This is a genomic window from Arthrobacter sp. Y3225116, assembly GCF_059091245.1.
This window is the reverse complement of record NZ_JBNHGL010000004.1, coordinates 38,097-64,643: the sequence shown is the minus strand read 5'-3', so window position 1 is coordinate 64,643 and position 26,547 is coordinate 38,097. Positions and strand designations below refer to the sequence as shown.

The window sequence follows — 26,547 nt, the reverse complement described above, 5'->3', positions numbered from 1 at the left end:
GAATCCGGATCAGTTGGCCGTGCTCCCGGCGGTCCAGCCGATCACCGGCGCCACGCCGGCCGCCGCCCGCCAAGCCGTGCTGGGCCTGGAGGCGGCGCTTGATGAGGAGGACGTCCTGACGAAGTTGGGCCGGCTCCTCCACGCGGCCCGGGAGGACCTGACGCCGGCCGGCAGCGCCGAGGAGTTGCTGCTGGCCCACCGCGGGGCCACGGGCAGCGAGGGCTTTGAACAAATGCTCCTGACCGCAGCCCGCCGGGAATCCATGACCGTCCGCGAGCTGGCGATGGCGCAGGCCATGAACCAGCTGAAACCCCAGCCCGTGGGCGATCCGGCGGACATCGCCGACTACTTGTGCGAACTCTACGACTCTGAGGCGGCTGACGGTTTCGTGATCATGTCGGCCCTCTACCCGTCCTCACTCGAAGACTTCGTCAACGGCGTGGTGCCGGAACTGCAGGCCCGGGGCCGGTTCCGGACCGCCTATTCGGGACACACCCTGCGCGATCACCTGAGAGCCTCCCCGAAAGGCAGCCGCTCCCGCGCGTCTTAGCAGCCCTTCCGCTCCGGCTCAGCGCTGATAGATCCGGGCGAGCACGGCGTCGAAGACCCGGTCGGGCAGCAGCCGGCGAGCGCCCATGATCGTCCGCGCGCCCCTGCCGACCGGGTACCGGCTGCGCGTGCGCCGAGCGGCCGCCACCCGGGCAATGCGCCGGCCAACAACCTCCGGCCGCGTTCCCGTGCGTTCCGTGTAGGCCCCGGCAATCGCCCGCGCCACGCTCTCCGCCTGCTGCGCGTAGGCCGTGCCTTCGGAACTTTGCAGCAGGCTCTCCACCGCGATGGCGTCCCACTCGGTCAGGATCGGCCCGGGCTCGACGATCACCACGTCGATGCCGAAGGGCCTGAGCTCTACTCGGAGGCAGTCCGACAAACCCTCGACCGCGAATTTCGCCGCGTGGTACCAGCCGCCGAGGGGTTCGTAGAACACGCCGCCGATCGAGGAGACGTTGATGATCCGCCCGCTGCCCTGGGCCCGCATGGCCGGGACCGCCAGCTGGATGAGCCGCCCCAGCCCGAACAGGTTCACGTCGAACTGCTGCCGGGCGTCCTCCAGCGGCACGTTCTCGATGGCGCCGTAGGAGGCGTACCCGGCGTTGTTGACCAGAACGTCCAGCCGTCCCTGCTCCGACAGGATGTGCTCCACCCCGCGCACCATCGACGCGTCGTCGGCCAGGTCCATCTCGAGGACGCGCACCCCGTGCTCTTCCAGCGGGCGCATCCTCTCCACGCGGCGCGCGGCCGCGTAGACGGTGAAGCCGCCGCGTGCCAGTTCCCGGCAGGTGTGTTCCCCGATCCCGGAGGACGCTCCGGTTACCAGGGCAACTTTGTCCGTCACCATCGGGCCCCCCTCACTTTTCCAAAGCCATGACGACGGCGGTGCGCGCCTCGTCCGGCAACGTCCGGCCGGCGCCGTCGAGCGCGAAAAGCCGCCGGCAACCGTCGAGTTCCACCGTCAGCGGAGCACCGGCGCCCTGCCCCTCGGCGAGCGGCCAGAGCACCGCAAACTCCGTTGCGTCGCCGGCGCATGCGCCAGCATCCCTATCCTGTGCGGCCAAGTTCAGGAGGGCGTCCTTTGCCGTGCCCTCCAGGCTCCCGCCCTTGGAAAAAATCCCCGACACGATCCGGATGACGCCAAAATTCAGGTCCGGCTGCGCGTCGGCGGGCAGTTCATCCTCTGCGGCCGGCACCGGCGCCGTCCGGTACTGGCAGATCCTCAAGGCGTCGACCTCGCCGGCGCGTGGCAAAAGGCCGGGGGAACCCGGCACGCCCTCGCCGCTGCCGCGCGGCTGCGCCGCTCCCGGCTGCTCGAACGGCGCCAGCTCGGTCACTCCCGGCATCGCCTTGACGGACCACTCGGCGGGGCAACCGGCATCCAGTGCCGCCCGCGGCTGGATCAGTTTTAGCCGGTGCCGGGTCGACTCGATGACGGTCATGCCCGCCAGGACCTCGCGGACCCCGGGTTTCGTCTTGCCGCAGGAATCCGTCGGCCACGCGGCACGCATGGCCTTGCCATCCGCATCCACCAACCACAGATCGGGGACCATTTCCATGTCGGCTGTGCAGACCAGGTTCGCCCTGGGTCCGTCGCTGGGCTGCGCCAGCGCAGTGAGCAGCGCGTCAATGTTTCCGGTGAGGCGCTCTTCCGTGACCGCCGACCACAGGCCGTCCTCGTCCTCGACGGTTGCCATCGCCAGGGCATCACAGCGGATGACATCGACCGGCGCGAAGGCTTCGGGCACGCCGCCGACCGCCGGCGGCGGAGGTTGGGACGGATTCCCCGGTTCGACCATGTGCTGTGCTGTTGTGCAATCGACGGCGTCGACGAGTTCGGCCTCGGGCCGTGCTGGTTCCCCCGGGTCTCCCGGCAGCTGCCCGCAGGAGGTCAGGGCGCCGACCGCCAGCGCTGCCGCCATCACCGGCCCAACCCTCCGGCCCCGGTTTCCCTGCCGCTTCCGCTTCACCGCGCCCGTCCCCCGATCACCGTCGATGCCGTCAGTGTAGCGAGGCGCTTCGGAAAAGCATCGCCGGCGCGGCCGCCGGGCAGAGGGTGACCTGCGCCGGAGCGTTCAGGAAAGACGGCGGAACTCGCCTGCCCGGAGCTGGACATAGATCGGCAGGGTCATCTGGATGTGTGAAACGCCGACCGGCTCGTCCAGCAGCTCATTAATGGTGGTTTGCCCTTCCAACTCGGTCACTTCGCCATCCATGACTTGAGCCTACGTCGACCGGACGCTCCCCGGACCAAGACACGCGCCACCTGCTGCTTGGTGCCACTCCTGCCAGGCATCCATGACGCTCGGGACGATTCACGTATCGTCCTCGTTCTATGGCGGCATTTGCTGTCGGTGATTAGAGTCGTCGACATGGAGAAGGTTTCGTGGGCAGCACCGTCCGGTTCCTGATCCTGCCGCTGATGCTGTTGGCGCTGCTTGCTCTGCCTGGGTCCGTCGCCCCGCGATCGTATCCAAGTGCCATTGCGGGACTCGGAGATTCCATTACCCAGGCCGCAAACACCTGTTGCCGGCCCGGCAACTACCCGGCCAAGTCCTGGTCAACCGGCGACGGGCGGTCCGACGACATCCGCAGCCACTACGAGCGGCTGGCGGCGCTGCACCCCCAGATCAACAACAACAACTTTAACGACTCGGCAAGCGGCGCCAAGGCGGCAGATCTTCCTCGACAGGCGTCCATGGCAGTGGCCCAGAAGGCGGACTACCTCACCCTGCTCATCGGGGCCAACGACCTGTGTGCCTCTTCGGCAGCAGCGATGACGTCCACCGCCGATTTTGCCCAGCACGTCGCGACTGCCCTCGAGTCGCTGCACCGCGGGCTGCCGCAGGCCCGCATCTACGTCAGCAGCATTCCCGACCTTCATCGCCTGTGGTCCGTCCTGCGCACAGATCGGGAGGCCAGACGGGTCTGGGCGGCCGCCGGAACCTGCCCGTCCATGCTCGGCGCCGCGGTCACCGAGGACCAGCGGCAGGAAGTGGTTGCCCGCGAGCGAGCCTTTAATGAGATCCTCGCGGAGACATGTGCACGGCACGGGAACTGCCACTGGGACCGGGGCGCCGTGTACGCCTACAAGTTCTCCGCGAACGAAATCAGCACCCTGGACTACTTCCACCCCGGCCCCGCCGGCCAGGCCGCCCTGGCCGAACTGACATGGCAGGCCTTCCAGGGACGCCGTTAGCAGTGGATATTTTCTAGCACTGGATATTTCCGGACAGGCTGCAACACGCAGTCCGTAGCAGACGAACACGCGACATTTGCTCAAAAGCGCGACCGGATTAGCAACTCTGCTGCTTTTCGTGCGGGGACGCGGCTACTCGTAAGATTTTGAAGTTCTTGTCAGCAACATCCGCCCTGTTTAATGACTCATTTTCTGCGCGTGTTAGCTTGATCACCGTCCTTTCCGGCGGGCGCGCCCGCCGGAAAGCTGAACCGCCGCTGCTACCTTCCGGAGGCACAATGGGACTCAGCTCCCCCACGCATACAGACGACAGTGACGTCGCGCCCACACCCGCTGCAGAAACACGACGCGAACCCTTGCCAGGGACAGGGGCGGGCCGCACCTCCGGCAAGGCCGGCAACGAACTCAAGCGCGGGCTGAGCAGCCGTCACCTGCAGATGATCGCCATCGGCGGTGCGATCGGCACGGGGCTGTTCGTGGCCTCGGGCGGCACGATTTCCCAGGCGGGACCCGGCGGAGCCTTGGCCGCCTATGCGTTGGTCGGACTGATGGTGTTCCTGCTGATGCAGTCGCTGGGCGAAATGTCGGCCAAGATTCCGGTCGCCGGCTCCTTCCAGACCTTTGCCACCCGCTTCGTCTCGCCGTCCTTCGGATTCGCGATCGGCTGGAACTACTGGTTCAACTGGGCCATCACGGTGGCCGCCGAGCTGGTCGCCGCCGGAATCATCATGGACTTCTGGTTCCCGGGAGTCCCGGGCTGGGTCTGGGCCGGAATCTTCCTGCTCGTCTTGACCGGGCTCAACGCCCTCTCCGCCAAGTCCTTCGGCGAGTCAGAGTTCTGGCTCTCGCTCATTAAGGTCGCCGCAGTTGTGCTCTTCCTGATCGCCGGTGTGCTGATGATCTTCGGCATCCTTGGGGACAACTCCCCGGGCCTGAGCAACTGGGAAAACCGCGATGATGTGTTCCACGGAGGTTGGGTCTCGATCATCTCGGTCTTCATGATTGCCGGGTTCTCCTTCCAGGGCACCGAGCTGGTGGGCGTGGCCGCGGGCGAAGCCAAGAACCCGCGCCGCGAAGTGCCGAAAGCCATCCGCACGGTCTTCTGGCGCATCATGCTCTTTTACATTGGTGCCATCTTCATCATCGGCTGCCTGATCCCGTTCACCGATCCGAGTCTGCTGGCCTCCGGCGAGGCCGACGTCGCAGTATCCCCGTTCACGCTCGTCTTCTCGCGCGCCGGGATTGCCTTCGCGGCGGCTCTGATGAACGCGGTGATCCTGACCGCCATCCTCTCGGCGGGCAACTCCGGCCTATATGCCTCCACGCGCATGCTTTACGCCATGGCCCATGACGGCAAGGCCCCGAAAATCTTCCGACGTACTAACGCGCGCGGCGTGCCGATTCCGGCGCTCCTGGCCACCGCGGCCGTGGGACTCTTCGGGTTCCTCTCCGCGATCGTCGGTCAAGGCGCGGCCTACTCCTGGCTGCTGAACATGTCCGGCCTGTGCGGCTTCATCGTCTGGGCGGGAATCGCCATCTCCCACTACCGCTTCAGGCGCGGCTTTCTGGCGCAGGGCAACAAGGTCAGCGACCTGCCGTATAAGGCCTCCCTGTTCCCCATCGGCCCGCTGCTGGCCTTCGCCATGCTGGTCCTGGTCATCGCCGGACAGAACTACGAGGCCGTGCTAGCCGGACGGGGCATGGAGGTGCTTTCCTCCTATATCGGACTGCCGGTCTTCATCGCCCTGTGGCTGGCCCACCGCCTCATCACCAAGTCCACGATGGTGCCGCTGCTCGAGATGGACCTCCGGGCGCCGGAGGACCTCGAGGACGAACCCGCCGGCGCCACCCGGTGACCCGGCTCGCGTAAGGGCTACCCCGCGAGCGGACGCGCGGGAATTTGGGATCCTACCGGCACTGTGTGTAGGGTGTGAGGCGAATCACCCACAACTGAATGCCTTTCGAACCGTGGCGGGAGAGTCCTCTCCGCACACCATCCGGGCAGGCGCCGTAGGAGCAAATCCTCCCCAGGAATCTCTCAGGCCCATGTACCGCCGCGGCTAGGCAACTCTGGAAAGCAGCCAGGCAGCAGCCTGGCTCACCGACGGTGCAAGCGGAACACACTCCGCGGAATCTCTCAGGTCAAATACAGAGCGGGGAGGAACCCCAATCCCAGCCGAGCCCTCGGGCCGGCCCGATCTTGGAGTTCCTCATGACTTCCTACCTGCAGCGGCGCTTCCTCCGCAGACATTCAAAGACTTGGTTGCCGGCCCTGGCCCCACCTTGATCCCCGCCCCGTCGTTCCCGGTGCCCGGCGCCCTGATCTTCGAGCCAAGAAGTCCGGGGATCTGGCGGCCAGCGATCGCTTCATCGAAGCCATGATCGCCGTCCGCACGTGCTTCCGCGCACGAAGCGTCAAGGCAAACAAAAACGGGTGCATGGCAGGGACCGAGGCGACCTCCTCATCTCCTCAACAAAAGCGTGTTTAAGAAAGGCATCACAGTGAGCAAAGTCAACGCCGAACTACGATACTCCGCGGAGCACGAGTGGGTGGCCGCCGACGGTTCCGGCCCGTCCAGGATCGGCGTTTCTGCCGTGGCAACCGAGGCGCTGGGCGACATCGTGTACGTGGATCTCCCCGAGGTCGGTACCGTCGTGACGGCCGGCGAGACCTGCGGTGAAATCGAGTCCACCAAGTCCGTTTCGGACCTCTACTCCCCGGTGACCGGCGAGGTCATCGAAGTCAACGGCGACGCCGTGGCCGATCCCGCCGTGATCAACGATGACCCCTACGGTGCCGGCTGGCTGTTCACCGTCCAGGTGTCGGAGGAAGGCCCCCTGCTCTCCGCCGAGGAGTACGCCTCCGCCAACGGTGGTGAAGTAGCGTGAGCGCGGCAATGGCCGCGGTCGCCAGCACCAGCCTGAACGTGGACCTGGGTGTCCTCGATCCGGAAATTGCCGCCCAGATCGACAACGAGCTGCGCCGCCAGCAGTCCGGGCTGGAGATGATCGCCTCGGAGAACCACACCCCCGTCGCCGTCATGCAGGCCCAGGGCTCGGTGCTGACCAACAAGTACGCCGAGGGTTACCCGGGGCGCCGGTACTACGGCGGCTGCGAGCACGTTGACGTGATCGAGCAGCTGGCCATCGACCGGGTCAAGGAGCTGTTCGGCGCCGGTTTCGCCAACGTCCAGCCGCACTCCGGTGCGCAGGCGAACGCCTCGGTGATGCACGCCCTGATCAAGCCCGGCGACACGATCCTGGGCCTGAACCTGGCCCACGGCGGGCACCTGACCCACGGCATGAAGATCAACTTCTCCGGCAGGCTCTACAACGTGGCCGCCTACGGCGTCTCCGAGGAGGACCACCGGGTCGACATGGCGGAGGTGGAGCGGCTGGCGCACGAGCACCAGCCGCAGCTGATCATCGCCGGCTGGTCCGCCTACCCGCGCGAGCTCGACTTCGCGGAATTCCGCCGGATCGCCGACGCCGTCGGGGCGTACCTGATGGTGGACATGGCGCACATCGCCGGCCTGGTGGCCGCCGGCCTGCACGCCAGCCCGGTGCCGCACGCCCACGTGGTCACGTCCACCACGCACAAGACGCTGGCGGGCCCGCGTGGCGGCATCATCCTGACCAACGAGGCGGACATCGCCAAGAAGATCAATTCCGCGGTGTTCCCCGGCCAGCAGGGCGGGCCGCTCGAACATGTCATCGCGGGCAAGGCCGTGGCGTTCAAGGTCGCAGCCTCCGAGGAATTCGCCGACCGCCAGCAGCGCACGCTGGCGGGCGCACGGATCCTGGCCGAGCGGCTGTCGCAGCAGGACGTCGCGGAGAAGGGCATCACGGTGCTGACCGGCGGCACGGACGTGCATCTGGTCCTGGTTGACCTGCGCAATTCCGAGCTGGACGGCCAGCAGGGCGAGGACCTGCTGGCGGCCATCCACATCACGGTGAACCGCAACGCGGTGCCGTTCGACCCGCGGCCGCCCATGGTCACCTCCGGCCTGCGCATCGGCACGCCGGCGCTGGCCACCCGCGGCTTCGGCGACGAGGCGTTCCGCGAGGTCGCGGACATCATCGCCGAGGCCCTCATCGCTGGGCCGGCCGCTGACCTGTCCGGCCTGAAGGACCGGGTGGAGGCACTGGCCCAGGCGCATCCGCTCTACCCGGACTTGGCACCGGTTTCCACGCCCATTGAAGGGCGCTGAGGAGCCATCATGGCCGTAGGCGTCTTCGACCTCTTTACCGTGGGCATCGGCCCCTCCAGTTCGCACACCGTCGGCCCGATGCGGGCGGCCGCGGTCTTTGCCGGTGAACTGGTGTCACGCGGCATGCTGGACCGGGTCGCCGGGCTGCGGGTGGACCTGTACGGATCCCTCGCGGCCACCGGACGCGGCCACGGCACGTTCACCGCGGTGATGCTCGGGCTGGAAGGTTTTCAGCCCGAGCAGATCCTGCCGGACGACGTCGAAACCCGGCTGGCAGAGATGGCCTCGACCGGCGAGCTGCAGCTGTGCGCGCGGGTCGAGGGCTCGGCCGGCCTGATCCTGGATTACCGGGTCGAGGACATGGTGCAGCATCCGCTCACCGTGCTGCCCCGGCACACCAACGGGATGAAATTCCAGGTGACCGACGACGCCGGCGCCGTCCTTCACGAGGCGACGTTCTTTTCCGTGGGCGGCGGCTTCGTGGTCCGCGACGGCGAGGAAGGTGCGGCGGCCCGGGAGCCGGATGCCACCCAGGAGCCCCTCCCCTACCCCTTCCGGACGGCGGCGGAACTGCTGGAACACTGCCGCAACACCGGCCTGGGCATCAGCGACATCATGATGCTCAACGAGAAGGCCTCACGCTCCGAGGCGGAGATCCGTGCCGGCCTGATCCACATCTGGCAGGTGATGGAGGACTGCAAGGACTCCGCCATCAGGCGCGAAGGTGTCCTGCCCGGCGGGCTGAACGTCCGCCGTCGGGCCCCGGCCTGGCATGAGCGGCTGCGCAAGGAGGACAAGGACCGGGACCACAAATACTGGCAGGAATGGGTCAACCTGGTGGCCCTGGCCGTGAACGAGGAGAACGCCTCGGGCGGCCGCGTCGTCACCGCACCGACCAACGGAGCGGCCGGCATCATCCCCGCGGTCATGTTCTACGCCACGCACTACGCGCCGGGCATGGACAAGGCGACGCAGGCGGACAAGGAAGACGTCATCGTGAAGTTCCTGCTGGCGGCCGCCGCCGTCGGGGTCCTCTACAAGGAGCAGGCCTCCATCTCCGGCGCCGAGGTCGGCTGCCAGGGCGAAGTGGGCTCCGCGTCCTCCATGGCCGCAGCGGGACTGGCCGAGGTGATGGGCGGCAGTGCCGCGCAGGTGGAAAACGCCGCCGAGATCGCCATGGAGCACAATCTGGGGCTGACCTGCGACCCGATCGGCGGCCTGGTGCAGATCCCCTGCATCGAGCGCAACGCCATCGGCGCCGCCAAAGCCGTGAACGCGGCCAAGATGGCACTCTGGGGCGACGGCACGCACCGCGTCTCGCTGGACGAAGTCATCATCACGATGCGCGAAACCGGCAAGGACATGAGCTCCAAGTACAAGGAAACCGCGATGGGAGGCCTGGCCGTCAACGTCGTCGAATGCTAGGCCTGCCCGGTCCGGCTAAGCCCCGCGGGAGCCGGTATTGCGCCCCCGTATTCACTGTCCCTTTTCGGTGTGGCCCTTGATGTCGATCAGGTGCTCCTCCATGGCATCGAAGGCCCCGTCGCCGTCGCGCGCCAAGACAGCCTCAAAAATGCGGCCGTGCCACATCACAGAGCTCCGGACGCGTTCCAGCGTCAGGAATTCGTCGGCACGCGAGGGGGCCATCAGGTCATTGGACATCGCCAACAATTCGGTCAACAGCGGGTTCAGGGACAGCCGGGCCAGTTCCGCGTGGAAATCCAGATCGAGTTTTCTTAATTCCGCGTTCGAGGGCTGGGAGCGGGCCGCTTCTTTGGTGGCCGCATCGAGGATCGACCGCAATTTGGACACCTGGCCACGCGCCCTGATGGCCGCCCGCTTGGCGATCCCCGGTTCGATGACAAGGCGGAGATCCATGACGTGATTCATCGGGTCTCCGGCACCAGTGCTGCCGGCCAGCGACGAGGAGCCGAAGGCCAAAAGCGGTTCGTCGGCTACGTAGGTGCCGCTGCCGGGGCGGCGATACAGCAGGCCGACAGCCTCGAGCTCGCGCAGGGCTTCCCGCACCGTATTTCTGGACAAGCGGTAATTCTCGGCGATTTCCCGTTCGCTCGGAAGTTTAGCTCCGGGGCTCAGGGTCCCGTCCTCAATCCGAGTTCGAATTGCCTCGGCGAGAACGTCTACGCGATCGCTGAATACCAATAAGGGCTCCTGCCTCAGGCTGCGCATATTCGTCCTCTCTATGGGTACCGGTTAGCGGGTTTCCCCCTGACCGCACAAGTTCCGGCAATTAAAAGTGTATTTCGCGGCCCCACACCTTGTGGTTTAGTGACTCACCTCACTATGCTACCCAAAGTGGTCCAACCACCCTACCGGTTCTGTGAACTAGCAGAGGAAGCCCCAGCAATGAATCAAGCAGCAATCTCAACGCCGCACCACCTGGCCACGGAGGCCGGGTGGGCTGTTCTTCAGTCAGGCGGAAGCGCGGTCGACGCCGCCATCGCCGCGGCCGCCGTCCTGTCCGTCGTCTACCCGCACAACTGTTCCATCGGCGGCGATCTGGTGGCGCTGGTGAAGGAACCCGATGCAGAGCCTGAGTGCGTGCTTGCCGTAGGCCGTGCCCCCGGTGCCGGCCGCCTGGCGGACATGAGGGATCGGTTTGGCGAGAAGATGCCTGCCCGGGGACCGGCGACCCTCACGGTTCCCGGAGCCCCCGCCGGCTGGCAGCACCTGCATGAGCGGTACGGACGGCTGGCGCCCTCGACCCTTCTCGAAAGGGCGGCCGAACTCGCCGGCGGCTATCAGCTGTCCCGGTCGGTGACGATGGCAGCGGTCAAAGCAGCAGCTGCCGGCGGAATAAGTGCCGACCTGGTCTCCGCGTTGTTTGGTTCCTCGTTTGAGCCGGGCAAGCGCGTGTCGAACCCGGCGCTGGCGGAAACGCTGCGCCGCATGGGTTCGGAGGGGTTTCAGGAGTTCTACCGGGGCACGACGGGCGAGTCACTGCTCTCGTTCATGCAGGGCCACCGCGCCGAATTCAGTGCCGACGACTTCGCATCGGTCGTCCCGGTCACCGCCGCGCCGCTGTCACACCGCGGCGAAAGCCACACCGTGTACACCAGCCCGCCACCCACCCAGGGCTTCGCACTGATCCGGCTGCTGGAGAACCTTTCCGCGGCCACGGGCCACGCGGTGACCTCGCCGGATGTCGTCGAGGCCATGCAGGTCAATGCCCGGATCTGCAACCACCTCCGGGACAACATCCTCAGCGAAGACTCCGAACCGTACTTCTACCGCGATTACGGCCTGGAGGACCTTCCGTCATCCGGGACTCCCGCACTCGCCTCGGCCCGGGCCGACGGAGACACGGTCGGAATTTCGTGCGTGGACAGCACGGGATTGAGCGTGTCCTGGATCCAGAGCCTGTACTCGGCCTTCGGCTCGTACCTGATGGATCCGGCTACCGGCGTCATCCTGCAGTGCCGGGGCTCTATGTTCTCGCTGAACGACTCGCAGCCGAACGCCTTCCGGGGCGGAGCCATGCCGCCGCACACGCTGATGCCGGTCATGGTGACCGACGAGCACGAACGCATCCGCTACATCCAGTCGACCATGGGCGGCAAAGCCCAGCCGCAGATCCACGCCCAGGTGTTGCTGAGGCAGTGGGCGGGCGAATCGCCGGCGTCTGCGCTGCTGGGCCCGCGCTGGATGATCGTGCAGGACGACCAGGGTGCCGATGTGGCTGTCATTGAGCAGTCCGTGGATGCCGGGACGCGGGAGCACTTGGCGGACAGTCTCGGCCGGACCCGCATGGAGCCGGACTTCACCGACGGGCTGGGGCACATGCAGCTGGTCACGGTGGATTCCGCCGGCGCTCCGGTGGCGGCCAGCGATCCCCGATCGGACGGATCCGGACGCTACGGACCGCTCGGATGACGCTGACGGAAAGGCGTCCGGCAAAGAGTGCCAGGCGCGGCTGGCTGCTTCCCGATCCGCTCCTCTTGACGGTGCTCTCGTTCGGCACGGGCTTCCTGGATGCCCTGACCTACCTCGGACTGGACCGCATTTTCGGTGCCAACATGACCGGAAACCTGATTCTGGTGGGGATCGGACTGAGCGGGGACTGGGCCGAATTGATCCACCCGCTGGTCGCCCTCCTCGCGTTCTGCGTCGGATGCATGGTGGCGGGCTTGTGCAACAGGCTGCTGGAGGCAAAGAAGCGGGGATCCCCGGCCCCACGGATGCTGTTCCTCACCACCGGGGTGCTCCTGGCCGTGAGCACCGCCCTCGCTTTCATGAATGGGGGTGGATCTTTGGGACTGGTCATCACCGCCCTCATCGGGGTGGCCATGGGTTGCCAGAGCCTCGCCGCGAGACTTCTGGCGGTCCCCGAGATCAACACCGTGGTCGTCACCTCCACCCTCTCGCAATTCTTCGCCGAGGCCGGAGCGGGCCGAACCTGGCGCAAACGGCGTGTTTCGGCACGCCAACTGGCAGCCGTTGGAAGCATGCTGGGCGGCGCCATCGTCGGTGCGGCCGTCGTACCCTTTGCCGGCCTCACGGCCCTCGCCGTTCCCACCGCCCTGGTTCTCCTGATGGCTATTTTCTGCCGGCGACTGGAACCCCAGGCGTCCTGACACCTGCCCGCTGCGAGCCCGATCGAGAAAGGGGAAAGAACCAGAGGCTGCCCTGACGGAACAAGCCTCACGTCGATTGCACCAATTCTTCCAAGAACAGGAAATCCAAATGTCTGAGTACAACGCGCCAACCGGAGCGGTGAACCACGCCGACCGGATTGACGACGACGGCGGCAAGCCCGCCAAATGGAAAATTGTCGGCCCCGGGCTCGTCGTAGCGGCCACCGGCGTGGGGGCAGGGGACATGGTCGCCACCCTGGTGGCCGGCACCCAATTCGGTTACCAGCTCTTCTGGGCCGTCATCGTCGGTGTCGTCATGAAAATCGTCCTGGTCGAAGGCGCCGGACGCTACACCCTGGCCACCGGCAAGACCATCTTCGAAGGCTGGCTGACGCTCGGCCGCTGGACCACCTGGTACTTCGGCCCTTACATCATCATCTGGGGCTTCGTCTACGGCGCCACCGCCACCTCCGCGGCAGCGCTGCCGTTGGCCGCCATGTTCCCGGTGCTCCCGCTGTGGGCGTGGGCCATCCTGAACAGCCTGGCTGGCTTCGTCATGATCTGGTTCGGCAAATATGCCACCTTCGAGAAAATCACCGCAGTGCTGGTCGGCATCATGTTCGTCACCGTCGTGGGCCTGGCCATCATTGCCGTTCCCAACATCCCCGAAATGCTCAAGGGGCTGATCCCCTCGATCCCGGCCGAAGGCGGCCTCCTGTCCACCCTGGCCCTCGCCGGCGGCGTCGGCGGCACCATCACGCTGGCAGCCTACGGCTACTGGCTGCGTGAAAAGGGCTGGTACACCCCCAAGTGGATGCGTGTCATGCGCATCGATAACTCCATGGCCTACGTCATGACCGGCATCTTCGTCATTGCCATGCTGATCGTCGGCGCGGAGGTCGTCCGCTCGGCCGGAGTCTCCATCAGCGGGAGCGATGAAGGCCTGCTGGATCTGGGCAACGTCCTCAACGATCGCTACGGCGAGGTCGTCGGCACCACCTTCCTGATCGGCTTCTGGGCGGCGTCGTTCTCCTCCATCATCGGCGTCTGGAACGGTGTGTCCCTGATGTTTGCCGACTTCTGGGGCCACATGCGCAAGAAGCCCTCCGGCCATCCGGACACCCGCATTGGGGGCAAGTACTTCAAGTTCTATGTGCTCTGGCTGACTTTCCCGCCCATGCTGCTGTTCATCATGGGCAAGCCCATCGCGCTGATTTTGGCCTACGGCGTCCTCGGCTCGCTGTTCATGCCGTTCCTTGCCCTGACCCTGCTCGGCCTGCTCAACGGCAGCCGCGTGCCCAAGGCGTGGGCCAACCGCCTCCATACCAACATCGCGCTGGGCATCTGTGCCGTGCTGTTCGGCGTTCTCGGTATCCAGCAGCTGGTCAAGTCGGTCGCCCCGCTCTTCGGCGGCTGACACCCAGGGTGAGGTGGCTCAGCGGCTGCCCAGCCCCGCCGGCGCGTCCTTGAGGATAGCCGGCCTTGGCCGCCACTGCAGTCCCGAGGCAAGGACGCCTCGGCAGCCATGGGGAGAAGTTATAGGTCCGGAAGGCCCGCAACGTCGCGGGCCTTCCGTCTTCCCTTGGTGGATGCTCCGGCAGCTGGTTGTTCGGATCGCACCGCCGTTTGCCGGTCAGGCCAGCCAGCGCCGCCAGCGTGACTGCTCTGGTTCCGGCGTTGGTTCCGGCTCCGGCTCCTCGCCCAAGGCCAGCGCGGCCTCGACGATGTCGTCCTCGGTGAGCGTCATGACGGCCTCACGATCGAGCGCATCGAAACTTTGTTCCCCGTCCAGCGACAGCCGCAGCGCCTGGCGGTTGAGCGCCTGCTCGAACAGCGTGCGGGCGAACCGTGCATTCCCGGAGTCCTCGCCTGCGTGGAGCCCGGTAAAAATGCGGCGCAGCATCTGGTCCGCACCCGGTTCCAGCGTGTACTCGTGTTGGGCCAGCATCCGGTGGAAGATCGTCAGGAGTTCGTCGATGGAGTAGTCGGGGAACGTGATCTCGCGGGCGAATCGGGATCGCAGTCCGGGGTTCGAGAGCAGGAAGGACTCCATCAGTTGCGGGTACCCGGCCACGATCACGACCAGGCGGTGGCGGTGGTCCTCCATCCGCTTGAGCAGGACCTCGATCGCCTCGGGGCCGAAGTCCGCCCGGCCGTCGTCCGGGGCCAGCGCGTAGGCCTCATCGATGAACAGGACGCCGTCCAGCGCCCGCCGGATCACCCGGTCCGTCTTGATGGCGGTCGCGCCGACGTACTGCCCCACCAGGCCCGAACGGTCGACCTCGACCAGGTGGCCTTTCTGCAGTAGACCGACCGCGCGGTACATCTCGGCCAGGAGCCGCGCCACGGTGGTTTTGCCCGTGCCCGGGTTTCCGAGGAACACCAGATGCTGTGATGTGGCCACCTCCGGCAGTCCGTGCGCCTTACGGCGGGCCTGGACCTGGAGCAGTGCGACGAGGGCCCGCACCTGTTCCTTCACGGTCCCCAGTCCGACCAGCGTGTCGAGCTCGGCCTGCACCTCGGACAGCGGCCGGGCCGGCCCGGGCCTCGCACCGATGCGATCGCCGACCAGATCGTCGACGCGCTCCGAACCGTGCAGCTTGAGCTGATCGGCCAGATGGCCGATGGTTTCGCGCAGGTCGTCGAGCGGATTGCGGCTGGCAGCCATGCATCCACTGTAGTACCCGGTTCCCGGCCGGGGTGGGGTTAGCCACACTAGTATCACCCCGTTACCTTCTGGCCGCAGTTCACGCGACACAGGACTCTCCGTTGGATGATGCGGGCACTGGCCGGAGAACAATGAGGAGACTGTCCCTTCCGATCAACGGGGGAAACCCTGGACGCAGGTCGTCCGTAGTTCGCAAGCTGCCAACGACCTGCCATACAAGTCTCCGTTATGGAGGAGCATGGTTATCCGAGTTCTAGGGTCGCCGCCCTTCCCTGCTCAGGGCCCCACCCTGCGCACTCGGCCTGACTGTCTCGTAAGCCGGTCCTCGACCGCGACACTGATGAGCGAGAACTATGCATGCCTGTGAATGGCGCCAGCGAGATGGAATTCATGTTCCGCCAGGGCTCGTGAATGTCCCGTTGGAGGATGCTTCTTCGAGGCACCTGTCCGGACATACTCACGGTTATCGGCCCTTAAAAACGGGCAGAGGGAGTGGCTGCTCAAGGGCTCCGCGACTTGGAGGAGAGTGCTGGTCTGGACTCAGCGCGTGAAGGTGCGCGCCGGGGCGGCCCAGGGTTAAAAGCCGATTTGGAAGCATCGCTGGTCGCGATCATTAGATGACCCTGGCATACTCCCTCGGCGAAATCCCATCGCGCCGCTAGTCGGACTGGTCCAGTCAATGATTGCCCCGTCATCAGGGGACCTGCAGGATCTGGGTTCAGGCGAGTTTGGTTACCTGGTAAGTGTGGCCGGCCGCACGGAGTCGCTGCATGAGCACGTTGCCGAGTGCAGTGGCCGGTGTTAGCGACCCTTTCGCAGTCGGCAGCCGGTCACCGTCGAGGGCAAGAGCGAGTGCAGTCTCCCCTGCCATCACGGCGGTGGCGGCATAGCCGGGATCGCCGGGGCCAGCAGCAATCGCCTGGTATCGGTGCCCGTTCTCGGCGCGGGCGGTTACCTGGGAGTGGAACCAGCCCGCGCGCTGCGTGCTGGTGCTCGGACCCGAACCTGGTGACGGAAGACAGCGGTCGAGCACTCCCCGGGTCGGCGGGAACGCCATCGCGCCCGTGAATGCCCGGAGCCCGAGTGCCATTGCCCTGGCGATGACCGCTCCTGCCGGTCCGCGGGCTACCCCCATCACCTCGCCGTACTGAAGGGAGCGGCCGTAGGCCCAACCCTGCAATGCGTTGCTGCGGCGCACTATCCGAGTGTTGACCGCGGCCATGATGAAAGGCGCGGTCCAGGTGCCGTCATCGGAACGGCGCACAGGACCGGCGTCAGGAGGCTGTTGTGTCGTCGGCTCCCGTGTGCGGTCGGGGCTCAGAGCGTAGGGGTCCGCGGCCAATGACCGCAGGGCGGTGCTCCATCGCATCGCGTCGAGCTGCCCGCGCATCGACTCGAGCGTGCCTCCGCTGATGCCGCCCTTGGCCGTAGCGACGAGTTGGACCTCGACCAAACCGCCAGCGCCATCGGCTTCTGCTGCCTGATGAAGCAGCAATACAGCGAGGTCGGACGGCACGGAGTCGTAGCCGCAGGAGTGCACGATCCGGGCCCCGCTCGTCCTGGCCAGAGCGTCGTAGCGATCGATCGCCTCCCGGACGAAGGACACCTCACCCGCGAGGTCGGCGTAGTGGGTACCGGCCCGTGCGCAGGCGTCGACGACAGGTAATCCGTGTTTCATGTATGGACCGACGGTTGTGAGAAGCACGCGCGTGCCCGCGGCCAGGGCAGCGATCGAGTCCGCGTCCTCCGAGTCGGCTTCGATGAGGGCCCATCCGTGTGCCGCGACCGGCAACTGCGACCGAACCGCCTCGAGTCTGGATTTCGACCGGCCCGCGAGTCCGACTCGCATGCCGGCCGGTGCATGCTCCGCGACGTAGCCGGCGATCAGTCGGCCAACGAAACCCGTCGCTCCGTAGAGAACGAGGTCATGTTCCCGGGATGAGTTGTCCATAACTGCAGCCTTTCACAGCGGCAACTCCAAGCTGACACACGGCTCCTTGCTTTGGTCCTCGGGTACCGTGAGTGGTCCTGCTTGGGAGACTGGCTCGCGTTCCGTGTGTTGCCAGTTCAGGTACACCCCAACCTGACGTCAGGAAGATAGCTGAAAGACGTCAGGTTAGAGTTCAAATCTCCGATCTCTGACGCCTTGAGGCCAAAGTCCTCAATTTCACTCTGACACCTCAAGGGTCAGGGACTGGGCGGCGGGAGTCTCCTCACACACCGTCCCAATAGCCGGTCCTTGACCGCTACATGGAAGAGACGCCCCCCGCGGAAGATCCTGTGAATCACAGCGCTAATGGGCTACCAGGGCTACGCCGGCCCTCCCGTCAAGGCCAGAAGAAACTACACAACCAACAACTAAAAACCACCAAAGGGGGTCAATCTTCAATCAGCAAAAAGGGGTCAAAATTCAGCCGGCGTTGACAGGCGATCTCAAATGGTTCTTCGATTGCGCCTACGCGGGCATTTTTGAGGAGTTCAAGGCGAACCGTTGACTCCTGACCACGCCTGGACCATAGTGTCAGTACATTGATGTTGGTAACACCCTCAGCGTGGAGGCAACGTGTTAACTGAAATGTCACTTAAGGAATTCGTCCTCAAGACTTCCTCCAACAGCCCAACTCCGGGTGGCGGGAGCATCGCCGCTCTGGCGGGTTCACTGGCCGCAGCGCTCTCGACGATGGTAATTCGACTCACGACTGGGAAAAAGTACTTCGCCGAACTTCCACCCTCGGAGCAGCAGGACTTACGGGACGCTCTGGAATCGCTTTTTGGCCTAAGCCAGGAGTTGCTCCAATCTGTGGCGGCGGACGCCGCCTCTTTCGATGGAGTAATGGCAGCATTCCAGATGCCGAAAGATACTGAGGAACAAGTATCGGCAAGAAAAGAAGCCATTCAGGCGGGATATCGATCGGCCGCCTCGGTGCCCCTCGACACCGCAACAAAATGCCTACAAGTCCTGAAAATTTCCGTTCTGATCGCAAAGAACGGAAACCCTGACGCGGTCACAGATGCAGCCACTTCGGCGCTCATGGCTCACGCGGGCGTTCAAGGTGCCCTGTACAACGTCCGCATCAACATGAAATCCATTCGAGATGAAGCACATGTCGTTACGTTACGCCGAGAGGCGGAGACCATCGACGCAGAAGCCCAAATGCTCTCAGACGAGATTCTTGCGATATGCGAGGCACGCCTCTCACAAGCATGAGGGACGACCATAACCCAGTACCCTACCCCCCCTTCCAAGAGGAGACCCCTACCGTGTCCCAGTACATTCTGACCGACCCCAACTTCAGCGAAGGTGCAAACGAGGAGGTGATTGAGGCCATCATGGACTGTTTTCGCAATCGCGAGGGAGTCAAGTTGATCGGCTATGAGCCCGATGCCGACTTCGGAAGACTGCCGGCCGAAGTTCTCGGGCGTCCCGAAGCTGTTAAAGAGGCGCTTCTCGATGCTGCAGCTAAAGCATACGAACTCATCGACATGAATCAGTACACTGGCCGCCATCCGCATATCGGGGCGTTTGACACCATCGAAATCTATAACGCCAAGGGCTTGAGCGACGAGGAAATAGTAGCTTTCGCGGATGACCTTGGGAACGAACTCTTCGCCCGATACGGAGTCCCTATATATTTTACTGGAATGAATGCAACCAAGCCTGAGAACGAGGGGTTGACCTTCATCCGGAAGGGAAACTACAAGGGCGCTAAGGCGGACATACCAGGCGATCCGGACCGCAAGCCTGACTTAGGCCCGGCAAAATTGCACGAGACTGCTGGTGCAACAATCGTTGGTGCGCTTAAGGACCACGACGCCTACTTCAACGTCCTTCTGGACACCCAAGACTTGGACATCGCGAAGAAGCTCGCAAGCGCGGTGCGCTATAAGACCGGCGGTTTTACCAATATTCAGGGCGTCATCGGGCTTCCTCAGACGCACCGCCGTACCAAGAAGGAGGTTGTGATGGTGTCCTGTGAAATCACCGACCCCTTGAGCCTCCCGCTTCACCGCGTCTTCAACCTTCTCAGAGACGAGGCCGCACGATACGGCGTCCGTGTCATTGCTGGTCAGGTCTGCGGCACTATTAGTGCTGAAGTCCTGGTTCAGACTGCGGAGTGGTACCTGCAACTCGAGGGCATCAACGGGCCTTGGGACTACAAGACCCAGGTCCTGGAGAATCACATCCTCGAACTGGACTAGTTCGGCTGCAATTCGGGGGTTACACGTCGACTGGCGTGTCGTCCCGTTGTCCTTTGATCGCGAAGCCCGTCGAAACGCCCCATTCACTTATTCATGGCCCGAGAGGACCGAGAGTTGTGAGCAGCCCCTCCGCTTCCGCCCGAGAACGCCAAAACCCCCGCCGACCTCCGGGCGCGGCCACGCACGGCATGAATCGAGCACTACGGTGGCCGCACGTTGTGTTCATGGTGATGGGAGCGCCTGCCCTAGTTCTTTTCAGCATGGGTGGAATCTCGACCCTTGTTGGCCCTGTCGCTCCGCTGGTCTGGACTATTTCGATCATTTTTGGGTTCGTCCAGTCGATTGCTTACGCAGAGTTCGTTGGAATGCATCCCAACAAGTCGGGCCAGACATCCAATTACGCTACTACGGCATGGTTTCGGTACGGCAAAGTGGCGGCTCCGCTAGCTATATGGGGGAGCTGGCTTGCATGGGCACCCATCATCGCTATTGGGAGCGGTCTTGCTGCCGGATACTTCTTGTCAATTTTTGTACCCGACACGCATCCGTGGCGCGCCTGGAGTCTGGACCTTCTCGACCTCGACTGGGTCTTGGAGGGACTCACGGTAAGAATCGATTTGCAGTTCTTAGTCGCTTTTGTCATCATGCTGGCAATCTGGCTAATTCAGCGTGCTGGAGTAGAGAATTTCTCGAAAGCTCAAATTGTTTTCGCGCTTGGCGGCATACTGCCACTTCTTGTGGTTGTACTAATCCCTCTGTTTTTAGGGCGTTTCGACGCTGACAACTTCGTGCCCTACGTTCCACTCTCAGGGAGTTGGAACGTGCTTGGCGTACATACATTCATTGGCGCACTATTCTTGGCCGCGTGGTCGGCTTATGGGCACGAAACCGCTGCGAGTTACATGGGTGAGCTGAAAGAACCTAAACGTGATGGTCCGCGAGCTATCATTTACGCCGGATTGGTTGCCTTGGCTGTTTACATTTCAGTCCCCCATATGTTTCAAGGGGTGCTGGGTACGGAGCGGATGACAGATCCCACCATTGATGCGGGCACTGGCGTTGGTCGTGCTCTGGCCAGCATGGTGACCACAAACGATGTCTTCCTTAGCATCATCGTCGTGATGTTGATGGTGACGTTAGTTATCGCGGGTATGACGGCCATCGGGGGGACCTCCAGGACATCATACCAGGGCTCAAAAGACGGCTTTTTCCCACGCTATTTGAACCACACGAATGCACGACAAGTGCCAACTCGTTCCATGTTAACAGACCTAGTTTTCGCGACCGGCCTGCTCATGGTGTCAGACTATCTATTTGTTCTCTCTATTTCCGCCGTCAATTACGTTCTGTCGCATTATTACAATTTGAATGCAGCATGGATCCACAGGGTCGACAATCCAAATGCGGACCGTTCGTTTAGGGCTCCGACTTGGATTATAGTGGTTGGCACCGTTTTGGCTTTTGTTAATACGTTTTTGATTGGAGCCGGTGCAAATTTGTGGGGATCGAATGTTCTTCTTATCGCGCTTTGCATCCATTTTCTGATTATTCCAGTGTTTCTTTATAGGCATTATGTTCAAGATAAGGGTGTATTTCCGCCAGAAATGTACGAGGACCTAGTTCCCGTGGGAGCTACAGAACTCCCGCCCAAGCGCGCCGGGATATGGCCGTTTGTGGCGCTCGCAGGCGGCGCAGGCTCAATGGCCTTCGGGTACCTACTCTTCTATGTCTGGCTGTAAAGACGGGACCGGTGCCGGGCGCCTCCTCTCAGTCTCGGCTGGCGAAGCGGTACAGGATGACCGCGACCTCTCCGCCGGTGATGGTGCGTCCCGGACGGTATGACCCGTCCGCGTACCCACGATAAGAGTTAAGAAACCCGTTCGCCCAAGGGCATTCGACAGTGGCATGTCTGGACAGTCCCGTAAGCTGGTCTCCCGCGTATACCCCGCCCGCAAAAATGCCCGGTGAAGGTAGCCCAATCGCTACAGTTGCAGCTATGAGTGCGCACATCATCGGCTAACGCGAGTATCGACCAACGAGCAGGACCTCACCTCCCACCGAAACGGGCTGGCTGCGTTGGGTGTGCCCGAAAACAGGATCTATACCGACCACGGGTTCACCGGCACCAACCGGGACCAACCCGGCCTCCGTGAAGCCCTCGCCGCGGTCGGCGCCGGCGACGCCCTGGCCATCACAAACTCGACCGGCTCGCCCGCCCCCCTGTCCGATGCCCGCGACATCGTCGAAGAACTCACGAAGAAGAACGTGAAGCTGAGCATCGGCGGATCCATTATTGACCCGACCGACCCGGTCGAAGGGATGCAGGTCGCCAAAGCCAAAGGCCGACTCCGCGGCAAACAGCCTAAACTCTCCAAAAGCCAGGAAGCCCACCTCGTCTCCCTATTTAAGGGAGGTCAACACACACCGCCGAGATCGCCGAACTCATCAAGGTCGCCCGGAGCACCGTGTACCGCATCGTCCAGCGGACCCCGTAGACAATGTCAGCATGCGGGTCGCCCAGACCGGGTCCTTGGCCCGGCCCCGCCGGCCCTTGATCTCCTGGGTCAGGCACTGCCGAACGTCGGTGAGCATGCAGTTTCTGAGGGCGACCAGATGGAAATGGCAGGAACGGCTGGCGACGATGCTGGAATCAGGGCATCTGACACCGGTTGAATTCCAGCAGATGAAGAAACAGATCTTCGACTCACAACGTTGATGCCTCCCGAGCGCCGATATTGTGATGCCCTACCCACCGTTTTCAACATCTGGCACTGGATCCACAAGGATTCCACGCCGCTGCTCAACATCATCACGCCGTCCAGTTACGTGGGGCTGGGCGTCACCGCGGCGGCCCTGTGCATCTTTACCGCCACGTACATCCTGCTGGCCGGGTGGCAGCCGAAGACGTGGAACGTCAACCAGGTCAGGAACAGGTAATGGCAGAGGAACACCCCGAAGGAGGCGTTCGACACTGGATTAGCGTCCGGCCCAGCCAGCTGGCGTACCGACGCGGGCGCTGATCTGGGTGAAGTTTTCCATAGCCACCATCGGCTCCTTCGCCCTGACCCTGCTGGCGCTGCGGACTCCGGTGGTGCGGCGCCAAGCCGGGGCCGAGGAACCACCCCGGTCGTTCTTCGGTCCGGGCCGGAGGACCCTTGGTGGCGCTAGAAGAGTCCGGTGATCACGCCGTCGTCCACGTCCATCCGGCCCGCCGCCGGCTCCTTCGGCAGACCAGGCATGGTCATCACGTCGCCCGTCAGCGCGACGATGAAGCCCGCGCCGGTCTTGGGGATCAGGTCGCGCACCGTGATGCTGAAACCGCTGGGGGCGCCCAGGAGTGAGGGGTCGTCGGTGAAGGAATACTGCGTCTTGGCCATGCATACCGGCAGTTTGCCCCAGCCGTTCGCCTCGATTTCGGCCAGCCGCTTGCGGGCCGGACTGGTGAATTCCACATGGTCCGCGCCGTAGATCTGCTGGGCGATGGTCTCGATCTTTTTCTCCACTGTCTGGTCCAGGTCGTACAGCGGGGAAAAGAATTGTTGCTGCTGCAGCACCTGCGCCACTTTCGCGGCCAGCGCGTCGCCGCCGGTTCCGCCGCCGCCCTGAGCCCAGACATCGGCCACCGCCGCCTCAACACCCTTCTGCCGACACCAGTCCAGCACCCAGTCCAGTTCCTCCGGGCTGTCGGTGGTGAACTTGTTGATGGCCACCACCGGTGTGAGGCCGAACTTGGCAGCGTTGTCCACGTGGCGTTCGAGGTTAGCGATGCCGGCCTGAACGGCTGCCAGGTTGGATTCCTCCAGCTGGTCCTTGGGGATGCCGCCGTGCATCTTCAGCGCGCGGATGGTGGCCAGCACTACTATGGCCGACGGCGCAAATCCTCCGGCGCGGGCCTTGATGTCCATGAACTTCTCCGCGCCCAGATCCGAACCGAACCCGGCCTCGGTGACCACGACGTCGGCGAGCCTCCGGGCGGTCTGGGTGGCGAGCAGCGAATTGCAGCCGTGGGCGATATTGGCGAACGGGCCACCGTGCACAAAGGCAGGCGTGCCGGCGATGGTCTGCACTAGGTTCGGCTTGATCGCGTCCTTGAGCAGCATGGCCAGGGCACCCTGCACGCCCAGGTCAGCCACGGTCACCGGCTGGCGGTCATAGGTGTAGCCGACGGTGATGCGCGACAGTCGGGCCTTCAAGTCGGCCGGGCCCGACGCGAGGCAGAAAACAGCCATCACTTCGGAGGCCACCGTGATGTCGAAGCCCGCCTCCCGCGGCACTCCCTGCGTCGGCCCGCCCAGACCGATCACTACCTGGCGCAAGGCCCGGTCGTTCATATCCAGGACCCGTCTGAAGGTGAGCCGGCGCGGGTCGATGCCCAGGGCGTTGCCTTGGTAGATGTGGTTGTCCACCAGCGCCATCAACGCGTTGTTCGCCGAGGTGATGGCGTGGAAATCTCCGGTGAAATGCAGGTTGATGTCATCCATCGGGAGCACCTGCGAATAGCCGCCGCCGGTTGCCCCGCCCTTCATGCCCAGGATCGGCCCGAGCGACGGTTCACGGATGGCCACCATGGTCTTGTGCCCTGCCTTGGCCAGCGCATCCGCCAATCCCACCGTCAGCGTCGACTTGCCCTCGCCGGCCGGAGTCGGCGACATCGCCGTCACCAAGACCACCTGGCCGCGGGGTTCCTCGAAGCCCGCACCGAGCTTGGCCGGATCGATCTTCGCTTTATAGCTGCCGTAAAGTTCCAGCGCCTCCGCCGGGATTCCCACCTCCTCGGCAATCTCGCTGATGGGCCGCAAGGTAGCGCGGCGGGCAATCTCCAGATCGGTCAGCGGAGCCGGTGCAGACATCTTCGTCCTTCTTCCCTCGCATGGGTCATCAGGGCAGCAGTGCTGCCACAGCCAACGTATCAGCCGCAAACGCCCCCGTCACCGGTTGGGGCCGAAGCAAAACAGCGCGCGGGGTGCAACGTTTCCGCCCTGTTATGGGACGGCGCGTCCATGTGCCCGGACATCACCGCCCGCACGGCGTTCGGGCCTACTCGGATCAGCGCCCGAAAGCCGGAATTTCGGCTCCGGGGCGAGAGCTGGTTCGGCCTGATTCTGCCAGTCGCTATTTGCAATCAATGGTTGTCAAGTGTCGTCCGCTTGACGCTTGGCCCCGTTGCATCCATGCGGTAGAAGACGCTGGTGTTGGGAACACGATGGTGCTGCCATCCAGCTACAGGCTTTTCAGAATCTCGCTCTTCTTCGTCGCATTTTCAGCCTCTGTGATCAGCCCTTTTGTCTTGAGGCGGCCAGCCGCCCGGAACTGGATCGGATGCTTGACCATCTGCGGGAAGGGGACGAGGTGGTGGTCTGGAAGCTGGACCGGCTGGGCCGCAATACCCGGAACCTATTGGCCCTGATTGATGATCTAGAAGGACGGGCCGTGCACTTCAGGTCCTTGACTGAGGGCATCACCACCACGGGGGCCATGGGTCGGGCCATGCTCACCGTGATGTCCGCCTTCGCCCAGCTCGAACGCGACCAGTTGGCCGAACGGACCCTTGAAGGGGCGGTGGTGAGACCAGGGACGCCGTTAGCCATTATGAATTGCGTCTTTCACCCGAGCGATTACGTTTTCGAGTTGATAACCCGGGTGCACCTCGATGAGCCGGCAGCCGTTCTGTCTGCAGATGCCTAGCTTTTGGGCGTCTCGCTGCTGCTGAAGCTCGAACGCCTTGGCGCCGCCGAAGTACTTGACGGGCGTTGAATGCTGAACGCCCTGGTATTCGATTCCGATGTTGTGATCCGGGAGATAAATATCGAGGCTCTGTGGTGCTAGCCATCCTGGGCGCGCCTGAAGCACGACGCGCTCATCGGGGAATGCTGTCTGCACCTGGCGCAGGAGTGTCATCTCCGAAACCCATCCCTCTCCTACTCGAGGAATCTCAGCCTCGTCTCGAGCGATGTTTTCGGCATCGCGTGTGAGAGTCCGAAATAGAGCAAAAAGGAGCGCACCATGCCGACTCCAACGAACCCACGGGGCGGGCCAATCAATTGGCTCCTCATACTCGGGCCACTCCTGAAAAGCTTTAGGCGGTTCTCCCAGCGGGCTTTCCTTACGCGCTTTGGAGATGAGAGCCAGGACAGCGGCGCTTGGGATGCGCAGCACTACGTCGTCTTCGATGCTGGCCGCCACTTCAATGACAGAGCCGTCGGCAGTCATTCGTCGCCAAAAATTCTCCACGCGGCTTTTGCCATATGAACGATGGAATTCATCGAGGCGTGACTGAAGCGCGTGGAAAATCGCCTCGAGGTGACGGACGCCCTTCTTCGTGATTCCGTTTTCTGCCCACCTAAAAACTTGCATTGCCGTAAGTGGAGGGTGGTCGAGATGCGCCGCAAGTGATAGGTGGTGCGACGGGGTCACCCATGGGCCGAGTGCAGCGTAACCGGAAACAAAGTCACCCTCAACAAAGTAGAAGTCAGCCAACGCGGACTCCGCATAATAAGGTCGATCACCGCTACGGTATGCCATCACGAAAGACTCCAATATGCGTCGGGCTTCGATCGGGTTGGTCCGGCGCTCTTCCAACAGCTCGTGCACCAATACGGCCCCATATCCGGACTGCCCCTGCACGTCCACAGGGTCGCCGGCGAGCAACGAAGGGAGGAAGGTACGGTGGTAGAAAGATTTCTGCAGCCGATTCATCTCCGGTCGTTCCAGGCCGTAGTAAAACTTCGGCACTCGACGCGGTGCTTTTGGAGTGGATGCGGCCACGCTCTTGTCTTGCTCCATGGCGCTATTTTGCACGAGAGTCACTAAACTCACGGCGGACTTCGACGATTGTGACTGAATTCGTGTTCCAACAGCCGGAAGAGCTCTTCAGCACACAGTGAGACAAAGCCACCTTCGGAACTCAAACGTTCGGGTGGCCGTCAATAGACGGCCCTCCTGCCTTGGCAAACCGCCTTTGTTGAGGCGTTCCGCCAAGCTACATAAAGCTCTCTCATAGCCATGCTGAGCCTCAACCGCTTTCGTCGCACGTCAGTGGCCTTTGCTGACCGGCAGTACGGCGCGATCAGTAAGTGCAACGTTATAGTACAAAGCCAATGTAGATTCATCCTATGTCTGGCGACC

Annotated in this window: 24 protein-coding genes and 1 riboswitch; of the genes, 16 read left to right on the top strand and 8 right to left on the bottom strand. The window is 63.6% G+C overall.

Annotated features, from left to right (window positions below; translation table 11 throughout):
• Positions 1-550, top strand: a 550-nt coding sequence (locus AC5RV2_RS01285; RefSeq protein WP_494090809.1) for an LLM class oxidoreductase, incomplete at its 5' end; no start/stop codon positions are given.
• 18 nt (positions 551-568) lie between these two features.
• Here the strand turns inward: AC5RV2_RS01285 and AC5RV2_RS01280 are convergent.
• From AC5RV2_RS01280 to AC5RV2_RS01270, 3 genes are all read right to left on the bottom strand, one after another.
• Positions 569-1,393, bottom strand: coding sequence for an oxidoreductase (locus tag AC5RV2_RS01280; RefSeq protein WP_494090812.1), 825 nt, complete (start codon positions 1,391-1,393; stop codon positions 569-571).
• Between the two features lie 13 nt (positions 1,394-1,406).
• A complete protein-coding gene (locus tag AC5RV2_RS01275) occupies positions 1,407-2,474 on the bottom strand; it encodes a hypothetical protein (protein ID WP_494090808.1) in 1,068 nt (355 codons plus the stop codon).
• A gap of 150 nt (positions 2,475-2,624) precedes the next feature.
• Positions 2,625-2,765 (bottom strand): hypothetical protein, encoded by a 141-nt coding sequence (locus AC5RV2_RS01270; protein WP_493979801.1) that lies wholly within the window; start codon positions 2,763-2,765, stop codon positions 2,625-2,627.
• Positions 2,766-2,935: 170 nt separating this feature from the next.
• Here AC5RV2_RS01270 and AC5RV2_RS01265 point away from each other — a divergent pair, with 170 nt between their 5' ends.
• From AC5RV2_RS01265 to AC5RV2_RS01245, 5 genes are all read left to right on the top strand, one after another.
• The gene (locus AC5RV2_RS01265) at positions 2,936-3,748 is read left to right on the top strand and encodes an SGNH/GDSL hydrolase family protein (RefSeq protein ID WP_494090807.1); all 813 of its coding nucleotides are present in this window, start codon (positions 2,936-2,938) and stop codon (positions 3,746-3,748) included.
• A 278-nt stretch (positions 3,749-4,026) separates the two neighbouring features.
• The gene (locus tag AC5RV2_RS01260; RefSeq protein ID WP_494090806.1) at positions 4,027-5,604 is read left to right on the top strand and encodes an amino acid permease; all 1,578 of its coding nucleotides are present in this window, start codon (positions 4,027-4,029) and stop codon (positions 5,602-5,604) included.
• 106 nt (positions 5,605-5,710) lie between these two features.
• Positions 5,711-5,812: riboswitch (glycine riboswitch) on the top strand.
• Between the two features lie 438 nt (positions 5,813-6,250).
• The gene (gcvH, locus tag AC5RV2_RS01255; RefSeq protein WP_493989946.1) at positions 6,251-6,637 is read left to right on the top strand and encodes a glycine cleavage system protein GcvH; all 387 of its coding nucleotides are present in this window, start codon (positions 6,251-6,253) and stop codon (positions 6,635-6,637) included.
• An 8-nt stretch (positions 6,638-6,645) separates the two neighbouring features.
• Positions 6,646-7,959 (top strand): serine hydroxymethyltransferase, encoded by a 1,314-nt coding sequence (gene glyA, locus AC5RV2_RS01250; protein ID WP_494090811.1) that lies wholly within the window; start codon positions 6,646-6,648, stop codon positions 7,957-7,959.
• A 9-nt stretch (positions 7,960-7,968) separates the two neighbouring features.
• Positions 7,969-9,384, top strand: a complete 1,416-nt coding sequence (locus tag AC5RV2_RS01245) for an L-serine ammonia-lyase (RefSeq protein ID WP_494090805.1) — start codon at positions 7,969-7,971, stop codon at positions 9,382-9,384.
• 51 nt (positions 9,385-9,435) lie between these two features.
• Here the strand turns inward: AC5RV2_RS01245 and AC5RV2_RS01240 are convergent, their stop codons facing one another.
• The gene (locus AC5RV2_RS01240; protein ID WP_494090804.1) at positions 9,436-10,149 is read right to left on the bottom strand and encodes a FadR/GntR family transcriptional regulator; all 714 of its coding nucleotides are present in this window, start codon (positions 10,147-10,149) and stop codon (positions 9,436-9,438) included.
• Between the two features lie 177 nt (positions 10,150-10,326).
• Here AC5RV2_RS01240 and AC5RV2_RS01235 point away from each other — a divergent pair, with 177 nt between their 5' ends.
• The 3 genes from AC5RV2_RS01235 to AC5RV2_RS01225 all read left to right on the top strand — a co-directional run bounded on the left by AC5RV2_RS01235 (position 10,327) and on the right by AC5RV2_RS01225 (position 13,971).
• Positions 10,327-11,853, top strand: coding sequence for a gamma-glutamyltransferase (locus AC5RV2_RS01235; protein ID WP_494090803.1), 1,527 nt, complete (start codon positions 10,327-10,329; stop codon positions 11,851-11,853).
• Positions 11,850-12,554, top strand: coding sequence for a YoaK family protein (locus AC5RV2_RS01230; RefSeq protein ID WP_494090802.1), 705 nt, complete (start codon positions 11,850-11,852; stop codon positions 12,552-12,554). Before AC5RV2_RS01235 ends, AC5RV2_RS01230 begins: the two co-directional genes overlap by 4 nt.
• A 109-nt stretch (positions 12,555-12,663) precedes the next feature.
• Entirely contained in the window at positions 12,664-13,971 is a 1,308-nt protein-coding gene (locus tag AC5RV2_RS01225; RefSeq protein WP_494090801.1) for an Nramp family divalent metal transporter, read from the top strand.
• A 216-nt stretch (positions 13,972-14,187) separates the two neighbouring features.
• Here AC5RV2_RS01225 and AC5RV2_RS01220 read toward each other — a convergent pair whose 3' ends face one another.
• Both AC5RV2_RS01220 and AC5RV2_RS01215 read right to left on the bottom strand, forming a co-directional pair.
• A complete protein-coding gene (locus tag AC5RV2_RS01220) occupies positions 14,188-15,222 on the bottom strand; it encodes an AAA family ATPase (protein ID WP_494065292.1) in 1,035 nt (344 codons plus the stop codon).
• A 718-nt stretch (positions 15,223-15,940) separates the two neighbouring features.
• Positions 15,941-17,173 carry a saccharopine dehydrogenase family protein gene (locus AC5RV2_RS01215; protein ID WP_494090800.1) on the bottom strand — a complete coding sequence of 411 codons (1,233 nt, stop codon included), beginning with the start codon at positions 17,171-17,173 and terminating at the stop codon, positions 15,941-15,943.
• Between the two features lie 612 nt (positions 17,174-17,785).
• Between AC5RV2_RS01215 and AC5RV2_RS01210 the strand changes: the two genes are divergently transcribed.
• From AC5RV2_RS01210 to AC5RV2_RS01185, 6 genes are all read left to right on the top strand, one after another.
• Positions 17,786-18,430, top strand: coding sequence for a cyclodeaminase/cyclohydrolase family protein (locus AC5RV2_RS01210; RefSeq protein ID WP_494090799.1), 645 nt, complete (start codon positions 17,786-17,788; stop codon positions 18,428-18,430).
• Between the two features lie 53 nt (positions 18,431-18,483).
• Positions 18,484-19,422: a glutamate formimidoyltransferase gene (gene ftcD, locus AC5RV2_RS01205; protein WP_494090798.1), complete on the top strand. Its 939-nt coding sequence runs from the start codon at positions 18,484-18,486 to the stop codon at positions 19,420-19,422.
• Between the two features lie 188 nt (positions 19,423-19,610).
• Positions 19,611-21,161, top strand: a complete 1,551-nt coding sequence (locus AC5RV2_RS01200; RefSeq protein ID WP_494090810.1) for an APC family permease — start codon at positions 19,611-19,613, stop codon at positions 21,159-21,161.
• A 337-nt stretch (positions 21,162-21,498) separates the two neighbouring features.
• Positions 21,499-22,095, top strand: coding sequence for a hypothetical protein (locus AC5RV2_RS01195; protein ID WP_494090797.1), 597 nt, complete (start codon positions 21,499-21,501; stop codon positions 22,093-22,095).
• A 42-nt stretch (positions 22,096-22,137) separates the two neighbouring features.
• A complete protein-coding gene (locus AC5RV2_RS01190) occupies positions 22,138-22,359 on the top strand; it encodes a hypothetical protein (RefSeq protein WP_494090796.1) in 222 nt (73 codons plus the stop codon).
• 88 nt (positions 22,360-22,447) lie between these two features.
• Positions 22,448-22,603: a hypothetical protein gene (locus tag AC5RV2_RS01185; RefSeq protein WP_494090795.1), complete on the top strand. Its 156-nt coding sequence runs from the start codon at positions 22,448-22,450 to the stop codon at positions 22,601-22,603.
• Here the strand turns inward: AC5RV2_RS01185 and AC5RV2_RS01180 are convergent.
• Positions 22,587-24,272, bottom strand: coding sequence for a formate--tetrahydrofolate ligase (locus AC5RV2_RS01180; protein ID WP_494090794.1), 1,686 nt, complete (start codon positions 24,270-24,272; stop codon positions 22,587-22,589). The genes AC5RV2_RS01185 and AC5RV2_RS01180 overlap by 17 nt on opposite strands.
• A gap of 304 nt (positions 24,273-24,576) precedes the next feature.
• Between AC5RV2_RS01180 and AC5RV2_RS01175 the strand changes: the two genes are divergently transcribed.
• Positions 24,577-25,107, top strand: coding sequence for a recombinase family protein (locus AC5RV2_RS01175; protein WP_494090793.1), 531 nt, complete (start codon positions 24,577-24,579; stop codon positions 25,105-25,107).
• Here AC5RV2_RS01175 and AC5RV2_RS01170 read toward each other — a convergent pair.
• Positions 25,003-26,205 carry a PDDEXK family nuclease gene (locus AC5RV2_RS01170; protein ID WP_494090792.1) on the bottom strand — a complete coding sequence of 401 codons (1,203 nt, stop codon included), beginning with the start codon at positions 26,203-26,205 and terminating at the stop codon, positions 25,003-25,005. The two genes, AC5RV2_RS01175 and AC5RV2_RS01170, sit on opposite strands and share 105 nt — an antisense overlap.
• Positions 26,206-26,547 lie beyond the last annotated feature (342 nt).